Genomic DNA, 18,744 nt, shown 5'->3' with positions numbered 1-18,744 from the left:
TGTACGTACTTACTAAAAGTAAGTTTAGGTGTTAGCGTGATTAAACACAAGACCAATACCAAGGAGTCACCCCATGATCGCGATTACCGGCGCCACCGGCCAACTGGGCCAACACGTTATTGAATCTCTGCTGAAAACCGTTCCTGCCAGCCAGATTGTGGCAATCGTGCGTAATCCCGCTAAAGCGACGGCGCTTAGTCAGCAGGGCATTACCGTTCGTCAGGCGGATTACAGCGATGAAGCCGCCTTTACAACTGCCTTACAGGGTATCGACAAGCTACTGCTGATCTCCTCCAGCGAAGTGGGACAACGTGCCCCGCAGCATCGCAACGTGATTAATGCAGCGAAAGCCGCTCACGTGAAATTTATCGCCTACACCAGCCTGCTGCACGCTGACACCTCCCCGCTGGGGCTGGCTGATGAGCATGTGGCAACCGAGCAGATGCTGGCTGAATCCGGTATCGCCTACGCGCTACTGCGTAACGGTTGGTACACCGAAAACTATCTCGCCAGCGCACCGGCTGCTCTGGAACATGGCGTGTTTATCGGGGCTGCAGATGAAGGCAAAATTGCCTCAGCGACCCGCGCCGACTATGCCGCTGCCGCCGCGCGCGTCATCAGTGAAGACGGTCACGCCGGTAAAACCTATGAGCTGGCGGGCGACGCAGGCTGGACCCTGAGCCAGTTGGCTGCCGAGCTGGCAAAACAGAGTGGTAAAAAAGTGGTGTATCAGAACCTGAGCGAAGCTGATTTTGCCGCCGCGCTAAAAGGTGTAGGTCTGCCTGCCGGACTGGCGGACATGCTGGCTGACTCAGACACTGGCGCCTCCAAAGGCGGTCTGTTCGACGACAGCCATACGCTGAGCAAACTGATTGGTCGCCCGACCACCTCGCTGGCTGACAGCGTCAAAGGCATCTTGTAAGTGTTAAAAATTAGTTAATTGTGGTGGCATCCCCGCGCATCCTCTCTGATAATGACAGGATGATGCGTGGGGAGAGAAAACGTGCAAGGTGTACCTGAGCAGTTTATTGATGAGAAAGACAGCGCCCGCTTTCGCCATCTGGCGCAGGTGCCGGGCGTAGAGCTGTATCATGCGCACATCTCACGTTACGCCTTTGAGCCGCACACACATGAAGCATTCGGCATTGGCGCGATAGAAGCCGGAGCCGAACGTTTTCGTTATCGCGGCACGCAGTACGTGGCCCCCGCCCATTCCGTCGTAACCATGAATCCCGATGAGCTGCACACCGGCGAGGCCGAAACCGCCGATGGCTGGCGCTATCGGATGATTTATCTTGAGCCCGATCTTCTGGAAGAGGTCACAGGGATCCGCCACTGGTGGTTTCATGACGTAACGCGTCACGATCCGCTGCGCTCGCACCAGATCTGCTCGCTGATCCACGGCCTGTGGAACACGGAAGATCCGTTGGCGCAAAAAGGACTATTGCTCGATCTGATCGACACGTTCCAGCCGCTGGCCCGCCATGCACCGGTTTTGCCGGAGGGGGCGCATCGCTTTGAACGAGTACGCGAGTATCTGCACGATAATTATATGCATCCGGTCACGCTCGACGAGCTGGCGCGGGTTGCATCGCTGAGTCCCTGGCATTTTCAGCGCCAGTTTAAATCTCATTTCCACGTCACGCCGCACCAGATGTTGATGGCGATCCGCCTGTGGCGAGCCAAAGGTTTTCTCACTTGCGGTATGCCCGCCGCAGAGGTCGCCGCCGCAACCGGCCTCACCGACCAGTCGCATCTCACCCGCGCGTTTACCCATCGCTACGGCATTACGCCAGTGCGATATCAGAAACAAGTCGTCCGGCGTTGATCAGCAATCTCATACAATACGGCAGCATTTTTCCTGCCTACACTCGACGTATTGTTAAGCGATGTGGATATCAAAAATGATTAGCGGTGTGTTGTATGCCCTGCTGGCCGGGCTGATGTGGGGATTAATTTTTGTTGGACCGCTGATCGTACCGGAATACCCGGCGGTATTGCAGTCGATGGGGCGCTATCTGGCGCTGGGGCTGATCGCATTGCCGATTGCCTGGCTGGGACGTGTGCGCCTGCGTCAACTCGGGCGGAAAGACTGGTTAACTGCGCTGACGCTAACAATGATGGGGAATCTGATTTATTACGTTTGCCTGGCAAGCGCTATCCAGCGCACCGGCGCACCGGTCTCCACCATGATTATTGGTACATTGCCGGTGGTGATCCCGGTCTTCGCTAACCTGCTCTACAGCCAGCGTGACGGCAAATTATCATGGTGGCGTTTGTCGCCTGCGCTGGTGTTGATTGGTACAGGCCTGCTGTGCGTGAATATCTCGGAGCTGAATCAGGGACTCCCTGACTTTAGCGGCTGGCGATATGGCTCTGGCATCGCACTGGCGCTGATTTCGGTGGTGTGTTGGGCGTGGTATGCGCTGCGTAATGCCCGCTGGCTGCGCGAGAATCCGGATAAGCACCCGATGATGTGGGCGACGGCCCAGGCACTGGTGACGCTGCCTGTTTCTCTGCTCGGCTATATTGCCGCCTGCCTGTGGCTGAACGGGCAAACGCCGGACTTTGCTCTGCCCTTCGGTCCGCGTCCAGCCGTGTTTATCGGCCTGATGATAGCCATTGCGGTATTGTGTTCTTGGGTTGGCGCACTGTGCTGGAACGTCGCCAGCCAGAAGCTGCCGACGGTGATCCTCGGCCCGTTGATTGTCTTCGAAACGCTGGCTGGTTTGCTGTACACCTTTATACTGCGCCAGGAATTTCCGCCGCTGCTGACGGTAAGCGGTATTACGCTGCTGATGGTTGGGGTAGTGATAGCCGTCAGAGCCAAGCCGCAGAAACCGAGCGTCGTCGTGGTACCACAATCATAATGTGCCGGATGGTGCTCCGCTTATCCGGCCTACTGGATAATATCTTGTAGGCCGGAGCAGACGTTAAACTTTAAACACCGCCACCGTCTGGTTCAACCGTGCGGCCTGCTCTTCGAGCGCGGCTGCGGCGGAAGCGGATTCCTCCACCAGCGAGGCGTTTTGCTGCGTGACGCGATCCATCTCAGCCACCGCCTGACCGACCTGATCGATACCCCGACTCTGTTCATCAGAGGCCGACGCAATTTCTCCCATAATATCGGTAACCTGGGTGACGGCACTGACAATTTCCGCCATCGTCTCACCCGCCTCATGCACCAGCGCCGTACCGGCATTGACCCGATTCCCTGAGTCATCAATCAACGCCTTAATTTCTTTTGCCGCCTGAGCGCTACGCTGCGCCAGCGTGCGCACCTCGCCTGCGACTACAGCAAAGCCACGCCCCTGTTCGCCCGCTCGCGCCGCTTCTACCGCCGCGTTCAGCGCCAGGATGTTGGTCTGGAAAGCAATACCGTCGATAACAGTAGTAATTTGCGCAATTTTGCTGGAACTGGTGGCGATTTCATCCATCGTACGCACCACGCCATCAACCACGGTTCCGCCTTTCTGCGCCGTCTGCGAAGCATTTTTTGCCAGGCTGGTCGCCTGACGCGCGTTATCTGCGTTCTGTCTCACGGTTGCAGTAAGTTGTTCCATGCTGGCTGCGGTCTCCTCCAGAGAGGCGGCCTGCTGTTCGGTACGTGAAGAGAGATCGTTACTGCCAGCGGCAATTTCACCCGCGCCGGTATAGATGGTGTCAGCCCCGTCACGCACCACGCTGACCGTGTTCGCCAGCGCCTGCTGCATGTCGCGGACGTTGCCTGCCAGCAGCGCCATTTCATTACTGCCATCGGCGTTGATGCGGTGAGTCAAATCACCTGCGGCAATATGGCGAATATGTCCCATCACCTCGTGGAGCGGCTTGAGCAGCACTCGCTGCATCGCCAGCCAACTGGCGATAATTACGGTGACGACAATCAGCATCACCGCGGACAGTAGCCAGATTATCTTCTGGTAGTCACTCTCATTGTCCTGTACCCCGGCAGTGGCCAGCGCCGTTTGCGCGCTACGCCATTCCCGATAAACTTCCTGCATGGCCGTTTGCTTTTGCTCGGCGTTCTGCTTGAACATCTCTTCCAGCTTTCCTTCAGCCAGCAGCGCGTTCATTTTTGCCAGCGTCGCAGAATAGATGCCGTACTGTTCTTCCAGTCGATCGGCCAGATGCTCATCCAACCCCGGCGTTTCCGGTAGAGCGTAGTATTTATCGTAATGCTCTTTCGATTCGGCCAACAGGCGATTTGCTGTGTTCACCAGCTCCTTCAACTGACCGCCGTTAATCTCGCTGGCCATCGTTCCCTGTAAACGCAGCATGCCCCGGTTGAGCGTGACGCGAGCCTGGTTCAGGCTAATCCACGCATCGGTAAACTCGGCCACATTCTGGCTGGAAAGTTGAGACACGTTAAAGTTCTGCTTATCGTTATTGAGCGCGCCAATAAAGACGCCCGCAGAGATGAGCTGCATTGCGCCCAGGGCGAGTAACACGGTGATAAGTAAGGTTATCACTTTGATTCGTTTGAACATCTGTAGCCTTTTTATTATGCAGGTATTGTCTGAGGTCTAACTATCGGCAGCGGCGTGCGCTTATTTAATCCTGTCGAGCCGCTTTTTTCGCCGCCCCTCACCTTTCCAATAAGATTCAGCACCTTAACGAAATAAGAAATTTTCGTGACGTTCATCACAAAACACCCCACCCCGAAAGGGTTATATCCTTCGCCATAAGTTGTATTTAAAATACATCTTATATTATTGAGAATGAGGTAACGGCAATGTCTTATCGCGATCAACCTTTAGGTGAACTGGCGCTCTCTATTCCTCGCGCTTCGGCCCTGTTTCGTAAATACGATATGGATTACTGCTGCGGCGGTAAGCAAACGCTGGCACGCGCTGCCGCGCGTAAAGAGCTGGATTTAGACGTTATTGAGGCGCAGCTCGCGCAGCTGGCTGAACAGCCGCTGGAGAAAGACTGGCGTACCGTGGCTCTGGCTGAAATCATCGACCATATCATCGTGCGTTATCACGACAGACACCGCGAACAGCTGCCGGAGCTGATCCTGCAGGCCACAAAAGTTGAACGCGTTCACGCAGACAAACCGAACGTACCGCGCGGTCTGGCGAAAAACCTGACCATGCTGCATGAAGAGCTGTCCAGCCACATGATGAAAGAAGAGCAGATCTTGTTCCCGATGATCAAACAGGGCATGGGTAGCCAGGCGATGGGGCCAATCAGCGTGATGGAAAGCGAACATGACGATGCGGGTGAACTGGTGGAAGTGATCAAACACATCACCCACAACGTGACGCCGCCGCCAGAAGCCTGCACCACCTGGAAAGCCATGTATAACGGCATTAACGAAATGATCGATGACCTGATGGAACACATCAGCCTGGAAAACAATGTGTTGTTCCCGCGTGCCCTCGCAGGTGAATAAAAAAAGGCGCCCGAGAGCGCCTTCCTGAAGTTCGAATTCGGCCACTGCTTATGTGGCCTTTTTTGTGTCCGATATGACAACGCTTAACGCATACCCGCCATACGTTTCTTACCGATAAACAACCAGCCCAGACCCAGCGCGATGAACCACAGCGGCGTCACCATCAACGCCTGACGGGTATCATCTTCCAGCGTCAGCAGTACCAGTACGAAGACGAAGAACGCCATACATACCCAGCACATCAGCTTGCCTAACGGCATCTTGTAAATTGATTTTTCATGCAGGTGAGGACGTTGCTTGCGGTACACCAAGTACGAGCAAAGAATGATGGTCCAGACGAACATGAACAGAATCGCCGACACGGTGGTGATCATGGTGAACGCGCCAATCACGCTCGGGTTCACGTACAGCATCACCACGCCACCCAACAGACAGATACAGGAGAAGGTTAACCCCTTCGCCGGAACTGCGCGTTTAGACAGCTTGGCAAATGCTTTAGGCGCAACGCCTTCCTGCGCCAGGCCGAACAGCATACGGCTGGTAGAGAACACGCCGCTGTTTGCGGAAGAGGCAGCTGAAGTCAGAACCACAAAGTTGATCAGGCTCGCCGCAGCAGGCAGACCAACCAGCACAAACAGTTCAACGAATGGGCTCTTGGTTGGCACTACCGAGCTCCACGGCGTTACGGACATAATCACGATCAGCGCGAACACGTAGAACATGATAATACGGATTGGAATCGAGTTAATGGCGCGCGGCAGAGATTTCTCAGGATCCTTGGTTTCCGCGGCGGTCGTTCCCACCAGCTCAATACCCACAAACGCGAATACCGCTATCTGGAAGCCGGCAAAGAAGCCGCTCAGACCTTTCGGGAACCAGCCACCGTCATTCCACAGATGCGTGAACGATGCCTGAACGCCGGTTGGCGACTGGAAGTGCGTCAGCACCATCACCAGACCGACGACAATCAGGCCGATGATGGCGACGATTTTGATCATCGCAAACCAGAACTCCATCTCACCGAACATTTTTACGGTGGCGAGGTTGAGGCTCAGCAGCAGCACAATCACCGCCAGCGAGGCGACCCAATCTGACAGTTCGGGGAACCAGAATTGCGCATACGCGGTAATCGCGACAACGTCTGCCATCCCAGTAACGACCCAGCAGAACCAGTAGGTCCAGCCGGTAAAATACCCGGCCCACGGCCCGAGCAGGTCGGAGGCGAAATCACTAAACGATTTGTACTCCAGATTCGAGAGCAGCAATTCACCCATTGCCCGCATCACGAAAAACAGCATAAAACCGATGATCATATATACAAAGATGATCGACGGTCCGGCGAGACTGATGGTTTTACCGGAGCCCATAAACAGGCCAGTACCGATTGCACCACCAATAGCAATAAGTTGAATATGACGGTTTGTGAGATTGCGCCGTAGCGACTGTTCAGACGACGCCTCTTCAGCGGTGTCGACTTTTACCTGATCTACCATGTTTTTTTCTTCCTGTACCTGTCTGTGTTGTTCAGGCTCTACGGCCTTTAGTGTGTCTATGATACGACGATCCTGTTATCAGGACTCATCGATATTAGGTAAGAATTGGCGGGATGAATACTAAGATTTAGATATAATGTTAATTTAATGTTTAAAGTGAGTGTCATATCACTCTGATAGCGCGAATCAGCTCACAAAAATACACGCTGATGCGGCATTTGCAAGATAAAATATCGACAACGACGTAACTATAGCTTTTCACGCTATTTTTTTGTTCCCCCCAGCCTCGGGGGGAACAGAAGTCACTGCTTACAGGATCTCAAGCAGCTCAACGTCGAACACCAGCGTGCTGAACGGAGGAATGGACGCGCCAGCACCACGCTCGCCGTAAGCCAGTTCCTGAGGAATAGTCAGTTCCCATTTCGAACCTACCGGCATCAGGGTCAGTGCTTCAATCCAGCCAGGGATTACGCCGTTAACCGGGAATTCAGCCGGTTCGCCACGTGCGACAGAGCTGTCAAACACGGTACCGTCGATCAGTTTACCGGTATAATGCACGCGAACGCGGTCAGTACGCGCCGGAATAGCCCCTTCGCCCTGAGTCAGAACACGGAACTGCAAACCGGATTCAGTGCTGTTCACACCCTCTTTCTCACGGTTTTCTTCCAGATATTTGACGCCATCAGCCGCCATAGCCTGGAAGCGTTCGCGACGTACTGCATCAGCGCGTTCATGGATTTCACGCAGCGCGCGATGCACAACATCAACCGGCACTGCCGGGTGCTTACCTTCCAGCGCGTCAGCGATACCCGCTACCAGCGCTTCAGGCAACAGTCCTTCCAGTCCGGATTCGCTCAGCTGTTGTCCTACCTGCAAACCAATGCCGTAGCTTGCTTGCGCTTCGATAGTGTCAAAAGTCGGGTTAGCCATCATATTTCCTTTCATCGGATGTAAAGTAGCGGGCAGCATATCAGCCATGCCGCATCCGGTAAAACTTTGTCTCGGGAACAGATGACAAATCGCGAGGAAACATAAACAATAGGAATATCCCGCGTTGACGTCACGAAAGCGGGTAATATGACGAACATCATAGCGTTAGCCATCTATACTCTATGATCGAGGAACGAGACGCGGAGCAGGAGGAAAGCCATGCCCGGGCGCTTTGAATTAAAACCAACCCTGGCGAAAATCTGGCATGCACCGGACAATTTTCGCATTATGGATCCGCTACCGCCTATGCACCGCCGCGGCATTATTATTGCTGCTATCGTGCTGGTGATAGGTTTCCTGCTTCCTTCCAGTGACACCAGCGATGCCCCTGTGGTGACGCGTACTGCCCAGCTGGATTTACAGTCACAGTCGCAGCCACCAACCGAGGCTCAGCTACAGGCACAGTTAGTCGCCCCGCAAAACGATCCCGGCCAGGTCGCTCCGGTTGCTCCAGAGCCAATCCAGGAAGGAGAACCTGATGCGCAGCCGCAGGCGCAGCAATCTCAGCCGCAGACGCAACCTTTCCAACAGGATAGCGGAATTGAGCAACAGTGGCGCTCTTATCGCGTAGACTCGGGCAAAACGCTGGCCCAGGTCTTCCGTGACCATAACCTCCCGCCAACCGATGTGTATGCAATGGCGCAGGTTGAAGGCGCGGGAAAACCGCTAAGCAACCTGAAAGACGGTCAGATGGTGCAGATCAGGCAGAATGCCAATGGCGTGGTGACGGGATTAACCATTGATACCGGGAATGGCCAGCAGGTTCTGTTTACCCGCCAGCCAAACGGCAGTTTTATTCGCGCCCGTTAAGCGGCGCCATCAGGCATCAAGGTGAAGCGTCAGCGCTTCACCTTATTCACCCACCAGATCCCCGAACAGACCAGCACCAGCGCCAGTGCGTATTTCCATTCGAGAATGTTTTCGCCGAGGAATATCGCCGACAGCACCGCCCCCGAAACCGGGATCAGGAAGTTAAACGGCGCAATCATCCCCACACGATTATGCTTGAGCAGAATACTCCACAAGGCAAAGGCGACCGAAGAGAGTAACGTCAGGTAGCCCAGAATTGCTACCGAAGACGCACCGTGTACGGTCAGCGTGCCGCCAAAAGCGTAGCCACCGATAACCAACGCCAGACCGCCACCGCCCAACTGGTACCCTGTCATTACCGTCGGGTCCACCGTCTGAGAAATACGTTTTCCATATAGCGTGGCAGCAGAAAGAATAAAGGCCGCCATCACTACTGAGCCGTCTCCTAACAGGCTAAAACTAAAATCCATTCCGCTGCTAAAGTTCACTACCATCACCCCAGCAAAGCCGAGGATACAGCCCAGCGCTTTGTTGTAGCTCAGTTTGTCATTATGGTAGATAAAATGGGCCAGTAGCACGCTGAAGAAGGTCCCGGTCGCATTCATGATGGACCCTTTCACCCCCGTCGTGAAAGCCAGGCCAATATAGAAGAAGATGTATTGCAGCGAGGTTTGCGTCAGCCCCAACAGCGTGAGTTGGCCGTACTGACGCGGGCTTAACCGACCAATCGGTTTTCGCTGCGCCATCGCCAGCATTAGCAGCAATATTCCCGCAAACAGAAAGCGATATCCGGCAAAGACAATCTTTGAGGGAATGTCATCCGTGGCAATCTGGAAGATCTCATATCCGCTTTTGATCGCCGGATAGGCGCTCCCCCACAGCAGGCAGCAGAACGCCGCGCTCAGATAGACAACATTTTTACGCGCAAACAGAGGTTGGTGCGTTGGTTCCATTCCATCACCACTTTGAAATAATGTTTTATTTTTGTGATTATCCCGAAAAGGATAAAGAATAGCCAGAGAGAAAAGCGGGGGAACAGAAAAGCAAAACGCCGGCACAGGGCCGGCGCTTTTACGCGGTCATCAGAATAAAAACTTATTCTGCAACTACGTTTACAGTCAGCTTAGCAAACACTTCGCTGTGAACCTGGAAGCTCACTTCGTGCTCACCAGTGGTACGCAGAACGCCGTTCGGCAGACGAACTTCGCTCTTAGCTACTTCAACGCCAGCTGCAGTTACAGCGTCAGCGATGTCGCGAGTACCGATGGAACCGAACAGTTTACCTTCGTCGCCAGCTTTAGACGCGATGGTTACGGTTTCCAGTGCGTTGATTTTCTCAGCACGAGCTTCAGCAGCGGACAGAACGTCAGCCAGTTTAGCTTCCAGCTCAGCGCGACGCGCTTCGAAAAATTCAACGTTTTTCTTGGTAGCAGGAACAGCTTTACCCTGTGGTACCAGGAAGTTACGAGCATAGCCCGCTTTAACGTTAACCTGATCACCCAGGCTACCCAGGTTTGCTACTTTATCAAGCAGAATAACTTGCATTACCTTATCCTCTCAAAGTCGTATTAATGGACCGTGACCGATTACTGATGACGATCAGTGTACGGCAGCAGAGACAGGTAGCGAGCGCGTTTGATAGCGCGAGCCAGCTGACGCTGGTATTTTGCACGGGTACCGGTGATACGGCTTGGGACAATCTTACCGCTTTCGGTGATGTAGTTTTTCAGCGTAGCGATATCTTTATAGTCGATCTCTTGAACGCCTTCCGCGGTGAAACGGCAGAACTTGCGACGACGGAAATAACGTGCCATATGGCTAGTCTCCAGAATCTATCAATTCAATCTGCTCGGCATGCAGAACCATTTTGCTCAGGCCGTTCTTTGCCTTGTGGCAAGAGATGAACCCCTGAACGGTCACTGCGCTACCGACCGTTATACTGTGAGTAATGGCCTGGTTTTCGTGTCCGCTAATAATAACGGGCATTTGGCACCACGCCTGCCGGTGAAACCCGGCTTCCTCCTGCACAGAACGATGCTCAAGCACGAACTGGCAATGAGGAATTCCTGATGGACTGACCTTTCGAAGGGGAGCCCTGCACACGGTGCCGGACAACGCCAGACGGTTGGTCATCAGAAATTACTCTTCAGAATCCCCAGCTTCAGCATCATCTGCGGTTTCGTTAGCGAAATCATCGCGACGCTCACGGCGCTCGTCTTTCGCTTTAACCATCGGAGATGCTTCGGTAACAGCGTGTTTAGTACGCATAACCATGCTGCGGATAACGGCATCGTTGAAGCGGAAGGTAGTTTCCAGCTCATCGATCACTTCCTGCGGCGCTTCAACGTTCATCAGAACGTAGTGAGCTTTGTGCAGTTTGTTGATCGGGTAAGCCAGCTGACGGCGGCCCCAGTCTTCCAGACGGTGGATCGTGCCTTCTGCACCAGTGATGGCAGCAGTGTAGCGTTCGATCATACCCGGAACCTGTTCGCTCTGGTCAGGATGGACCATAAAAACGATTTCGTAATGACGCATCGAATTGCTCCTTACGGATTATTCAGCCTCCTGTCTGGGTCAGCCGAGGCCCATGGAGGCAAGGAACGTGTTAAAGGTCGGCTGAAAAATGACGCGTCATAATACTGGGGTCAGCAGGTAAACTCAAGGTGCTTGTCCGATTATTTATCATGTCGCCATTAATACATATCCAGCAGCATTTTGACGCTGATACAAATAGAGACGATGACAATCATGGGTCGGATGACTTTCTTGCCGCGCGTCAGTACGACTGTCGCACCCAGACGTGCGCCAAGGGATTGCCCGGCAAACATCACCAGCCCCAGCGACCAGATCATTTTACCGCCGAAAATGAAGAACAGAATCGAGGCAATGTTCGACGCCAGGTTGATAAAATTCGAGTGGATTTGCGCTTTATCGATACTGTACCCCCACAGCAGGATATAGCAGAGCGTATAAAAGGAGCCGGCCCCGGCACCGAGAAAACCATCATAAAACCCAATACCTCCCCCGCAGATCAACGAGAAGAGAAACAGGGATACCTGCTGCTTTCTTTTCGGTTCGCTAAGATTAGGCGCAGAAATAAAGTAGATAGCGACCGCGATAATCAGGATCGGCAGCAGTTTCTTCAACACGTCCGGTTCAATAAACTGGATAAGCGTTGTGCCCATCGCAGAACCGATAAAGGCAGATAAAAAGACATATTTGTGCTCCTGCACATTAATATGTCCCCGGCGTAAAAAGTAAATTCCGGAGGTTAGCGAGCTACCCAGTGCCTGAATTTTATTGGTTGCCAGCGCATTAGCCGGGGGTAAACCAGAAATTAAGAGAGCGCCAATAGAGAGAAAACCACCGCCGCCCGACACCACGTTAATAAAGCCAGCCACCAGCGCGACCATAAACATAATCACGAAATAGCTGAAATCCATGAATGAAGTATCCATAAGTTTTTGCCTAATTATCATAAAGTTATATTAATTATCTGGCTCACTATAAACGGCGTACTCACCCGATTAAATTGACTATTTGGTAAGAGCTTATGCGCGTAAGGCAGGTATTTTTAACCGTAGCGGAAGGCATCAGCTGATTGTTAATTAAAGAAAAGATGGCTTTGCGGTAATTTTTTGAACAACTGCATCAGAAATGGTCGCTATCGACTGCGCCGGCAGCGGTTAAAATTAAATCAGAAGTTATCCACTCACAGGAGAGAGCTAACCAGAGACCGCAGTCGAGGAGGTACATATGCGAGCCCGTGTTTTGACCCTTCTGGCTGTACTTTTGCTCAGTGCAAATGCAACGGCAGCCATCAAAATTGACAATCATCAGGCCAGGAATATGGATGATGTGCAGAGCTTAGGCGTTATTTACATAAATCATAACTTCGCCACTGAAAGTGAAGCCACTCAGGCCCTGAATGAAGAAACCGATGCGCAAGGCGCAACCTACTATCACGTGATCCTCACCAGGGAACCCGGTAGTAACGGAAATATGCACGCCAGTGCAGATATTTATCGCTAGCACCAGAAACAACCAACGAGAACATTGCCACAGTTTGACTTGCCCCCTTCACTGGGGGCTTTTTTTTGCAAAACAATCCCGAAGCCAGACCGATCTCATCCCCATGAAGAGTTGGCTCCGGAACGTTTTTTCTTACTTCTGGCCGTAATAGGCATTTGGGCCGTGCTTACGCATGAAGTGCTTATTCATCAGGTAACTGTCGATGGGGCTGAGCGCCGGATTAATGCCACGCGCAATCCATGCCATTTTTGCCACCTCTTCCATCACCACAGCGTTATGTACCGCGTCGTGAGCATCTTTGCCCCAGGCAAACGGGCCATGTTGGTACACCACTACGCCAGGCGTATGTAAAGGTTCCACCTCCCCGAGCGTTTCAATAATCACCCTACCGGTATTAAGTTCATACTCCTCCTGAACTTCAGCTTCAGTTAAAGCCCGGGTACAGGGAATATCGCCAAAGAAGTAGTCAGCATGCGTCGTGCCGAGCGCAGGAATTGCCAGACCTGCCTGCGCCCATGCCGTCGCGTGGGTTGAGTGGGTATGCACCACGCCGCCGAGAGAGGAATAACGGCGATACAGCGCCAGATGGGTGGCGGTGTCGGAAGAAGGACGATAGCGTCCCTCCACCACATTACCGTGCAGATCCACAACCACCATGTCATCCACTGTCATTGTTTGGTAGTCGACGCCGCTGGGCTTGATCACCACCAGCCCGCGTTCGCGGTCGATGGCGCTGACGTTACCCCAGGTAAACGTCACCAGCCCGTAGCGCGGCAGATCCATGTTGGCCTCAAAAACCTGCTGTTTACGTTTTTGCATTACACTGCCTCCACCAGGCCCGCGTTGGCCATACGCGCTTTCACCCAGTCGCGCGCCTTCGCCACTTCACGTGCCGGGTCGTCCGACGTTTCGCTCCACATCTCAATCAGGTATGGCCCGCAATACCCACTCTGTTTGAGCGTCGCAAAACAACGTTCGAAATCGACAACCCCTTCACCAAACGGCACATTTTTGAATACGCCGGGTTTGGTATCTTTCACGTGTACGGCAACTATATGGCCCATTCCCGCCTGCAGCTCCATCTGCACGTCGTTATCCCACGCCGATAAATTGCCAATATCGGGATACAGCTGGAACCACGGATTGTTGAGATAGTGGGCGTATCCCAGTGCCTTACTGATCGAATTCATCAGTGGATAATCCATGATTTCCATCGCCAGCGTCACCTGTGCACGGCTCGCCATCTCTACGCTCTCTTTCAGCCCATCGCGGAACCGACGACGCGTTTCGTTATTGGCCTGCTGGTAATAAACGTCGTAACCCGCCATTTGAATAACGCGAATACCGATATCTTGCGCAAACTGAATGGCTTTACGCATGATCTCCAGCCCCTGTTCGCGTACCGCATCATCTTCACTACCAAGCGGAAAACGACGATGAGCGCTCAGGCACATGGACGGTACCCGTATCCCGGTGTCGGCGATAGCGGCCACCAGCGCCAGTCGCTGCTCGCGGTTCCAGTCAAGACGCGCCAGGCGAGCGTCGGTTTCATCAACCGACATTTCGACAAAGTCAAAGCCCAGTTCCTTCGCTAGTTGCAAGCGTTCCAGCCAGCACTCCCCGCCGGGGAGTGCTTTTTCATAAATACCGAGCGGGACCTGTTTCGACAACATAGTCGCTCCTTATCCCCACAGTTGGGCGATAGAACGTTTGAACTGACGGGCCGCTTCCACCGGAGAGGCGGCATCGCGAATACTGCGGCCGGCAATAAAGACGTGAATCGGAATTCCCTGGAACAGCGGCAGATCTTCCAGCGCCAGACCGCCGGTGACGGTGACTTTAAAGCCCATCTCGGACAGACGCTTGATCGCGCTGATATCCGCTTCTCCCCACGCCACGCCCGCCGCCTGCGCATCACGACTGCGGTGATATACAACTTGCCCAATCCCTGCGTCACGCCACTCTTGCGCCTGCTCCCAGGTCCAGTAACCAGTCAGTTCAATCTGTACATCACCGTTAAATTCTTTCGCCACCTCCAGCGCCCCCTTGGTGGTGTTGATATCGGCACAGCAGATGACGGTAACCCAGTCAGCGTTGGCTTCGAAACACATGCGGGAGAGGATTTTTCCCGCATCGGCAATTTTGGCGTCCGCCAGCACAATTTTATGTGGGTAAAGCGCTTTCAGATCGCGAACGGCGCGCACGCCCTCTGCCACGCAAAGAATAGTGCCCACCTCAATGATATCGACCTCTTCGGCAATCAGACGCGTCGTTTCATACGCGGAAGACATTGATTGGTTATCCAGCGCAACCTGCAACATAGGTAATGACATTTTGGTATCCTTTTAAACAGCCGCCGCAGTGGCGTTATCAATTAAATCCAACACTTCCTGCGCGGTGCGGCAGGCGCGTAAACGGTCGAAATTGGCTTCGTCATCAAAGAGATTCACGATCTGCATGATGCCCACTTCCTGATGCGTGTTGGCGTCAACTGCCGCCATCGTGATCAGAATGTCGACCGGGTCGTTATCCTCGTGGTTAAACACCAGCGGCGTTTTCAGCGTCACCAGCGCAAAACCGGTTTTCTTGACCCCTTCCTCCGGACGGCCGTGCGGCATCGCCAGGCCTGGCGCAATCACAAAGTACGGGCCAAACTGCTCAACGCCATCAAGGATGGCTTGGTAGTAGCGTGGTTCAACCACATCAGCCTTAACCAGCAGATCCACGCCAAGCTTTACCGCTTCCTGCCAGGTACTGGCCTCGGCTTGCAAAAGGATGGAACTATTGTCTGCCAGCGAGTCACGTAATTTCATATGCCGCCCCTTACTTCACGTCCTGCGGAAAATGCGCTTTGATCACTTCCAGCAGTTTTGGTCCAAAATCGGCAGGAGACAGCATATTGCGTACGCCAACGACATATTTATTGCCAGAAACGGTAATCTCACCGGCGATATGCGTAGAGGCGATGATAATATCCGCTCCGCTCAGTTCACTTTTGTATTCACCCACGGCGCAGCTGTTTACCGTATGGTCAATATTTGACTGGGTTAAAAACTGGTCCACCTTCATTTTCATGATCATGGAACTGCCCTGCCCATTGCCACACACAGCCAGAATACGTACGGTCATAATCGGAACTCCTTATTAAGCAGAGTGTTCTGCCAGTTGTTTTTCTGCGTCTTCCTCAGCACGCAACGTGCGTCCTGCGAAAAACATATAAGCCAGTGCAATCAGAATAATGACGGCCATAAACACGATGCCGATGGAGGCAAAGCCTTGCATCATCGGCGGTGCCAGAATTGACCAGTCCGCCATGCCCATCCAGGCGCTCATACCGGTGAGCTTCACCGCCCAGACGCAGCCGAAGATTTCGATCATCCCCATCACCAGGCAAATCTTGAGCGCTGCGCGCCAGCCGCCAAAGTGGTTAGCAAATACGCCGATAGTGGCGTTCGAGAAGAACATCGGGATAAAACCTGGGATAATCAGAATGGAAGAGCCGCAGGCCACAAGGATGCCCACCGCAATCAGTTGGCCGATGGTCCCCCACATAAAGCCCCAGACCACCGCGTTAGGAGCAAAGCTATAAATCGCCGCGCAGTCGATGGCCAGTACCGCGCCCGGGATCAGGCGTTGAGAGATACCGTTGAACGCTTCTGAAAGTTCAGCAACGAACATACGTACGCCCTGGGTGATGATGAAGATAGCGACAGCAAACGAAAAACCGGTTTGCAGGATATACACCGTCCAGTGGGTTTTACCCGCCATCGCCTGAACCACATCAATGCCGAAAGAGAGCAGGATCGCCCCGAAGAAGATGGTCATCACAATCGCGGTAGAAACGATGTTGTCGTGGAAGATATTCAGCCAGCCTGGCAGCTTGAGATCTTCTACGCTCTCCTCTTTCTTACCCAGATACGGCGCGACTTTGTAAGCAATCCAGGAGGCGAACTGCTGCTGGTGACCGATGGAAAAACCACAGCCGTCGGTCACTTCCTGGGTCGGCTTGTACATCATATTGGAGGTAATGCCCCAGTAGAGCGACACCAGCACCGCGGTACAGATGATGGTGGTCCACATGGAATAGCCAAAGATGTAGAAAGAGACGGCGATCAGGCCCGCCTGCTGGAACATGATGTGCCCGGTCAGCATGATGGTACGAATACCGGTAATCCGCCGTAGCAGTACATAACAAATGTTTAGCGCCAGCGCCAACAGTACCGCGTACCCTACCCAGCTATAGGCATCCCCCATACGTTCGATGGTTGCCATCATGGAGGCATAGGTATCGGAAATCGCACCGTTGATACCGTAAACCTCGGACATCTTCGCCACTACCGGTTTAAACGTGCTGGTCAGAATGCCCGACCCTGCCTGCAATAACATAAAACCGATAATCGTTTTGATCGTGCCTTTGATAATAACGCTGACACTTTTACGCAACAGGATGTAGCCGAGGCAGGTCACAATACCCAACAGCAACGGTGCATTGGTCATGACCTGATTAAAAAAGACGGTAAAGATGTTGTAGAGGATCTCCATAACGATCTCCAGTAGACGAAGTTGCTGAACATTCATTACAGATGCCCAGGATGTTGTGCCCTCACTCTAATTTTCAAAAGTAATCACAACAAGATTGAATTTGATTAAATGTGATGCAGTACGCAAATAATTCTCTCACTTGCAGAGTGGATTTGCTCCGAATTCATTCACCTCAAAATAAATCCATTTAAAACAATAAAATAAAAAAATACATTTCATATAAACCATCTTGTCACGTTGTAATTTGTTAACAATTTTTCATTCAACATCAAAAATCAACGCATTGCCTTCTTGATAAAATGATGTCAGTATCAATCAAAACAAATCACAATTTGATTCAACTTGAATAAACATGAAGGTAATTGCGATGAGTAAAGTAAAAAGCATCACGCGTGAATCATGGATCCTGAGCACATTCCCGGAGTGGGGAAGCTGGCTGAATGAAGAGATCGAGCAGGAACAGGTCGCACCAGGTACTTTCGCGATGTGGTGGCTCGGCTGTACCGGAATTTGGCTGAAGTCGGAAGGCGGGACTAACGTCTGCGTCGATTTCTGGTGCGGCACGGGCAAACAGAGTCACGGTAACCCGCTGATGAAAACCGGTCACCAGATGCAACGCATGGCAGGGGTGAAGAAGCTGCAGCCAAACCTGCGCACCACGCCGTTTGTTCTTGATCCGTTTGCCATTCGTCAGATCGATGCGGTGCTGGCCACGCACGATCATAACGATCACATCGACGTAAATGTTGCGGCAGCCGTCATGCAGAACTGTGCCGACGACGTGCCGTTTATTGGACCGCAGACTTGTGTGGATCTGTGGATCGGTTGGGGTGTACCAAAAGAGCGCTGCATCGTGGTAAAACCAGGCGATGTGGTAAAAGTGAAAGATATTGAAATTCATGCGCTTGATGCGTTCGATCGTACTGCGTTAATCACCCTGCCCGCCGATCAGAAAGCCGCTGGCGTACTGCCGGATGGTATGGATGCCCGCGCCGTAAACTATCTGTTCAAAACGCCGGGCGGTACGCTTTATCATAGCGGCGACTCACACTACTCCAACTACTATGCAAAGCATGGCAACGAGCACCAGATCGACGTCGCACTCGGATCCTACGGCGAGAACCCACGGGGTATTACGGACAAAATGACCAGTTCTGACATGCTGCGTATGGCGGAGGCCCTGAATACAAAAGTGGTGATCCCTTTCCATCATGATATCTGGTCAAACTTTCAGGCCGATCCGCAGGAGATCCGCGTACTGTGGGAGATGAAAAAAGATCGCCTTAAGTATGGCTTTAAGCCATTCATCTGGCAGGTAGGTGGCAAGTTCACCTGGCCGCTGGACAAAGATAACTTTGAATATCACTATCCGCGCGGCTTTGATGACTGCTTCACCATTGAACCGGATTTACCGTTTAAATCGTTCTTGTGATCCACACAAAATGCCGGGCCATCCCGGCATTTTTTTCCCCATTTACTTTA

22 protein-coding genes and 1 pseudogene are annotated in these 18,744 nt (G+C 52.8%); 7 read left to right on the top strand and 16 right to left on the bottom strand.

Going from position 1 to position 18,744, the window contains the following annotated elements; translation table 11 throughout:
* The first annotated feature begins 73 nt into the window (after positions 1 to 73).
* From WN16_RS06040 to WN16_RS06030, 3 genes are all read left to right on the top strand, one after another.
* Positions 74 to 922: an SDR family oxidoreductase gene (locus tag WN16_RS06040; RefSeq protein ID WP_016149456.1), complete on the top strand. Its 849-nt coding sequence runs from the start codon at positions 74 to 76 to the stop codon at positions 920 to 922.
* Positions 923 to 1,003: 81 nt separating this feature from the next.
* Positions 1,004 to 1,828, top strand: a complete 825-nt coding sequence (locus tag WN16_RS06035) for an AraC family transcriptional regulator (protein WP_044699214.1) — start codon at positions 1,004 to 1,006, stop codon at positions 1,826 to 1,828.
* A gap of 76 nt (positions 1,829 to 1,904) precedes the next feature.
* A complete protein-coding gene (locus WN16_RS06030) occupies positions 1,905 to 2,870 on the top strand; it encodes a DMT family transporter (RefSeq protein ID WP_044699168.1) in 966 nt (321 codons plus the stop codon).
* A 63-nt stretch (positions 2,871 to 2,933) separates the two neighbouring features.
* Here the strand turns inward: WN16_RS06030 and WN16_RS06025 are convergent, their stop codons facing one another.
* The gene (locus tag WN16_RS06025; RefSeq protein ID WP_003844953.1) at positions 2,934 to 4,487 is read right to left on the bottom strand and encodes a methyl-accepting chemotaxis protein; all 1,554 of its coding nucleotides are present in this window, start codon (positions 4,485 to 4,487) and stop codon (positions 2,934 to 2,936) included.
* 245 nt (positions 4,488 to 4,732) lie between these two features.
* Here WN16_RS06025 and ytfE point away from each other — a divergent pair, with 245 nt between their 5' ends.
* Positions 4,733 to 5,395 carry an iron-sulfur cluster repair protein YtfE gene (ytfE, locus tag WN16_RS06020; RefSeq protein ID WP_003025690.1) on the top strand — a complete coding sequence of 221 codons (663 nt, stop codon included), beginning with the start codon at positions 4,733 to 4,735 and terminating at the stop codon, positions 5,393 to 5,395.
* 83 nt (positions 5,396 to 5,478) lie between these two features.
* Here ytfE and cycA read toward each other — a convergent pair whose 3' ends face one another.
* Together cycA and fklB are read right to left on the bottom strand one after the other, a co-directional pair.
* A complete protein-coding gene (gene cycA / locus WN16_RS06015) occupies positions 5,479 to 6,888 on the bottom strand; it encodes a D-serine/D-alanine/glycine transporter (RefSeq protein ID WP_003025688.1) in 1,410 nt (469 codons plus the stop codon).
* 309 nt (positions 6,889 to 7,197) lie between these two features.
* Complete coding sequence (gene fklB, locus WN16_RS06010) at positions 7,198 to 7,818, bottom strand: FKBP-type peptidyl-prolyl cis-trans isomerase (protein ID WP_003025685.1); 621 nt, start codon at positions 7,816 to 7,818, stop codon at positions 7,198 to 7,200.
* Positions 7,819 to 8,037: 219 nt separating this feature from the next.
* Here fklB and WN16_RS06005 point away from each other — a divergent pair, with 219 nt between their 5' ends.
* On the top strand, positions 8,038 to 8,688 hold the full coding sequence (locus WN16_RS06005; RefSeq protein ID WP_003025681.1) for an OapA family protein: 651 nt from the start codon (positions 8,038 to 8,040) through the stop codon (positions 8,686 to 8,688).
* Positions 8,689 to 8,717: 29 nt separating this feature from the next.
* Here the strand turns inward: WN16_RS06005 and WN16_RS06000 are convergent, their stop codons facing one another.
* The 7 genes and pseudogenes from WN16_RS06000 to WN16_RS05975 all read right to left on the bottom strand — a co-directional run bounded on the left by WN16_RS06000 (position 8,718) and on the right by WN16_RS05975 (position 12,146).
* A complete protein-coding gene (locus WN16_RS06000) occupies positions 8,718 to 9,641 on the bottom strand; it encodes a DMT family transporter (protein ID WP_003844954.1) in 924 nt (307 codons plus the stop codon).
* Between the two features lie 142 nt (positions 9,642 to 9,783).
* Positions 9,784 to 10,233 carry a 50S ribosomal protein L9 gene (gene rplI, locus WN16_RS05995; RefSeq protein WP_003025676.1) on the bottom strand — a complete coding sequence of 150 codons (450 nt, stop codon included), beginning with the start codon at positions 10,231 to 10,233 and terminating at the stop codon, positions 9,784 to 9,786.
* A gap of 41 nt (positions 10,234 to 10,274) precedes the next feature.
* Positions 10,275 to 10,502 carry a 30S ribosomal protein S18 gene (gene rpsR, locus WN16_RS05990; protein WP_000135199.1) on the bottom strand — a complete coding sequence of 76 codons (228 nt, stop codon included), beginning with the start codon at positions 10,500 to 10,502 and terminating at the stop codon, positions 10,275 to 10,277.
* A gap of 4 nt (positions 10,503 to 10,506) precedes the next feature.
* On the bottom strand, positions 10,507 to 10,821 hold the full coding sequence (gene priB / locus WN16_RS05985) for a primosomal replication protein N (RefSeq protein WP_003025674.1): 315 nt from the start codon (positions 10,819 to 10,821) through the stop codon (positions 10,507 to 10,509).
* A 6-nt stretch (positions 10,822 to 10,827) separates the two neighbouring features.
* Positions 10,828 to 11,223 (bottom strand): 30S ribosomal protein S6, encoded by a 396-nt coding sequence (rpsF, locus tag WN16_RS05980; RefSeq protein ID WP_003025672.1) that lies wholly within the window; start codon positions 11,221 to 11,223, stop codon positions 10,828 to 10,830.
* A gap of 70 nt (positions 11,224 to 11,293) precedes the next feature.
* Positions 11,294 to 11,371, bottom strand: a pseudogene (locus tag WN16_RS24485) (hypothetical protein); the annotation flags it as partial.
* A 10-nt stretch (positions 11,372 to 11,381) separates the two neighbouring features.
* Positions 11,382 to 12,146: a TSUP family transporter gene (locus tag WN16_RS05975; RefSeq protein ID WP_003025670.1), complete on the bottom strand. Its 765-nt coding sequence runs from the start codon at positions 12,144 to 12,146 to the stop codon at positions 11,382 to 11,384.
* Positions 12,147 to 12,444: 298 nt separating this feature from the next.
* Here WN16_RS05975 and yjfY point away from each other — a divergent pair, with 298 nt between their 5' ends.
* Complete coding sequence (gene yjfY / locus WN16_RS05970; protein ID WP_003025668.1) at positions 12,445 to 12,720, top strand: DUF1471 family protein YjfY; 276 nt, start codon at positions 12,445 to 12,447, stop codon at positions 12,718 to 12,720.
* A gap of 132 nt (positions 12,721 to 12,852) precedes the next feature.
* Here the strand turns inward: yjfY and WN16_RS05965 are convergent, their stop codons facing one another.
* Genes WN16_RS05965 through ulaA form a run of 6 tightly spaced genes read right to left on the bottom strand, consistent with a single transcriptional unit; the run spans position 12,853 to position 17,262 of the window.
* Positions 12,853 to 13,539, bottom strand: a complete 687-nt coding sequence (locus WN16_RS05965) for an L-ribulose-5-phosphate 4-epimerase (RefSeq protein ID WP_003839510.1) — start codon at positions 13,537 to 13,539, stop codon at positions 12,853 to 12,855.
* Entirely contained in the window at positions 13,539 to 14,393 is an 855-nt protein-coding gene (locus tag WN16_RS05960) for an L-ribulose-5-phosphate 3-epimerase (RefSeq protein WP_032937760.1), read from the bottom strand. The genes WN16_RS05965 and WN16_RS05960 overlap by 1 nt, the downstream gene beginning before the upstream one ends.
* 9 nt (positions 14,394 to 14,402) lie before the next feature.
* The gene (ulaD, locus tag WN16_RS05955; RefSeq protein WP_003025660.1) at positions 14,403 to 15,053 is read right to left on the bottom strand and encodes a 3-keto-L-gulonate-6-phosphate decarboxylase UlaD; all 651 of its coding nucleotides are present in this window, start codon (positions 15,051 to 15,053) and stop codon (positions 14,403 to 14,405) included.
* Between the two features lie 12 nt (positions 15,054 to 15,065).
* Complete coding sequence (ulaC, locus tag WN16_RS05950) at positions 15,066 to 15,533, bottom strand: PTS ascorbate transporter subunit IIA (RefSeq protein ID WP_003025658.1); 468 nt, start codon at positions 15,531 to 15,533, stop codon at positions 15,066 to 15,068.
* Between the two features lie 10 nt (positions 15,534 to 15,543).
* A complete protein-coding gene (gene ulaB / locus WN16_RS05945) occupies positions 15,544 to 15,849 on the bottom strand; it encodes a PTS ascorbate transporter subunit IIB (RefSeq protein WP_003025655.1) in 306 nt (101 codons plus the stop codon).
* A 15-nt stretch (positions 15,850 to 15,864) separates the two neighbouring features.
* Entirely contained in the window at positions 15,865 to 17,262 is a 1,398-nt protein-coding gene (gene ulaA / locus WN16_RS05940) for a PTS ascorbate transporter subunit IIC (protein WP_003025652.1), read from the bottom strand.
* Positions 17,263 to 17,629: 367 nt separating this feature from the next.
* Between ulaA and ulaG the strand changes: the two genes are divergently transcribed.
* Complete coding sequence (ulaG, locus tag WN16_RS05935) at positions 17,630 to 18,694, top strand: L-ascorbate 6-phosphate lactonase (RefSeq protein WP_003025649.1); 1,065 nt, start codon at positions 17,630 to 17,632, stop codon at positions 18,692 to 18,694.
* Positions 18,695 to 18,744 lie beyond the last annotated feature (50 nt).

It is taken from the genome of Citrobacter sp. ABFQG (assembly GCF_004322975.1).
Taxonomy (GTDB): Bacteria; Pseudomonadota; Gammaproteobacteria; order Enterobacterales; family Enterobacteriaceae; genus Citrobacter; species Citrobacter freundii.
Note: the sequence above shows the minus strand (reverse complement) of the source record. Positions and strands in the feature narration are given on the sequence as shown.

Coding starts and splice junctions, on each gene's coding strand:
- ulaA (WP_003025652.1), bottom strand. CDS start 17,262: ATGGAGATCCTCTACAACATCTTTACCGTCTTTTTTAATCAGGTCATG.
- priB (WP_003025674.1), bottom strand. CDS start 10,821: ATGACCAACCGTCTGGCGTTGTCCGGCACCGTGTGCAGGGCTCCCCTT.
- WN16_RS06005 (WP_003025681.1), top strand. CDS start 8,038: ATGCCCGGGCGCTTTGAATTAAAACCAACCCTGGCGAAAATCTGGCAT.
- ulaB (WP_003025655.1), bottom strand. CDS start 15,849: ATGACCGTACGTATTCTGGCTGTGTGTGGCAATGGGCAGGGCAGTTCC.
- yjfY (WP_003025668.1), top strand. CDS start 12,445: ATGCGAGCCCGTGTTTTGACCCTTCTGGCTGTACTTTTGCTCAGTGCA.
- WN16_RS05965 (WP_003839510.1), bottom strand. CDS start 13,539: ATGCAAAAACGTAAACAGCAGGTTTTTGAGGCCAACATGGATCTGCCG.
- ulaC (WP_003025658.1), bottom strand. CDS start 15,533: ATGAAATTACGTGACTCGCTGGCAGACAATAGTTCCATCCTTTTGCAA.
- WN16_RS06030 (WP_044699168.1), top strand. CDS start 1,905: ATGATTAGCGGTGTGTTGTATGCCCTGCTGGCCGGGCTGATGTGGGGA.
- WN16_RS06000 (WP_003844954.1), bottom strand. CDS start 9,641: ATGGAACCAACGCACCAACCTCTGTTTGCGCGTAAAAATGTTGTCTAT.
- ulaD (WP_003025660.1), bottom strand. CDS start 15,053: ATGTCATTACCTATGTTGCAGGTTGCGCTGGATAACCAATCAATGTCT.
- ytfE (WP_003025690.1), top strand. CDS start 4,733: ATGTCTTATCGCGATCAACCTTTAGGTGAACTGGCGCTCTCTATTCCT.
- WN16_RS06025 (WP_003844953.1), bottom strand. CDS start 4,487: ATGTTCAAACGAATCAAAGTGATAACCTTACTTATCACCGTGTTACTC.
- rpsR (WP_000135199.1), bottom strand. CDS start 10,502: ATGGCACGTTATTTCCGTCGTCGCAAGTTCTGCCGTTTCACCGCGGAA.
- WN16_RS05960 (WP_032937760.1), bottom strand. CDS start 14,393: ATGTTGTCGAAACAGGTCCCGCTCGGTATTTATGAAAAAGCACTCCCC.
- rpsF (WP_003025672.1), bottom strand. CDS start 11,223: ATGCGTCATTACGAAATCGTTTTTATGGTCCATCCTGACCAGAGCGAA.
- WN16_RS05975 (WP_003025670.1), bottom strand. CDS start 12,146: ATGGATACTTCATTCATGGATTTCAGCTATTTCGTGATTATGTTTATG.
- rplI (WP_003025676.1), bottom strand. CDS start 10,233: ATGCAAGTTATTCTGCTTGATAAAGTAGCAAACCTGGGTAGCCTGGGT.
- ulaG (WP_003025649.1), top strand. CDS start 17,630: ATGAGTAAAGTAAAAAGCATCACGCGTGAATCATGGATCCTGAGCACA.
- cycA (WP_003025688.1), bottom strand. CDS start 6,888: ATGGTAGATCAGGTAAAAGTCGACACCGCTGAAGAGGCGTCGTCTGAA.
- WN16_RS06040 (WP_016149456.1), top strand. CDS start 74: ATGATCGCGATTACCGGCGCCACCGGCCAACTGGGCCAACACGTTATT.
- fklB (WP_003025685.1), bottom strand. CDS start 7,818: ATGGCTAACCCGACTTTTGACACTATCGAAGCGCAAGCAAGCTACGGC.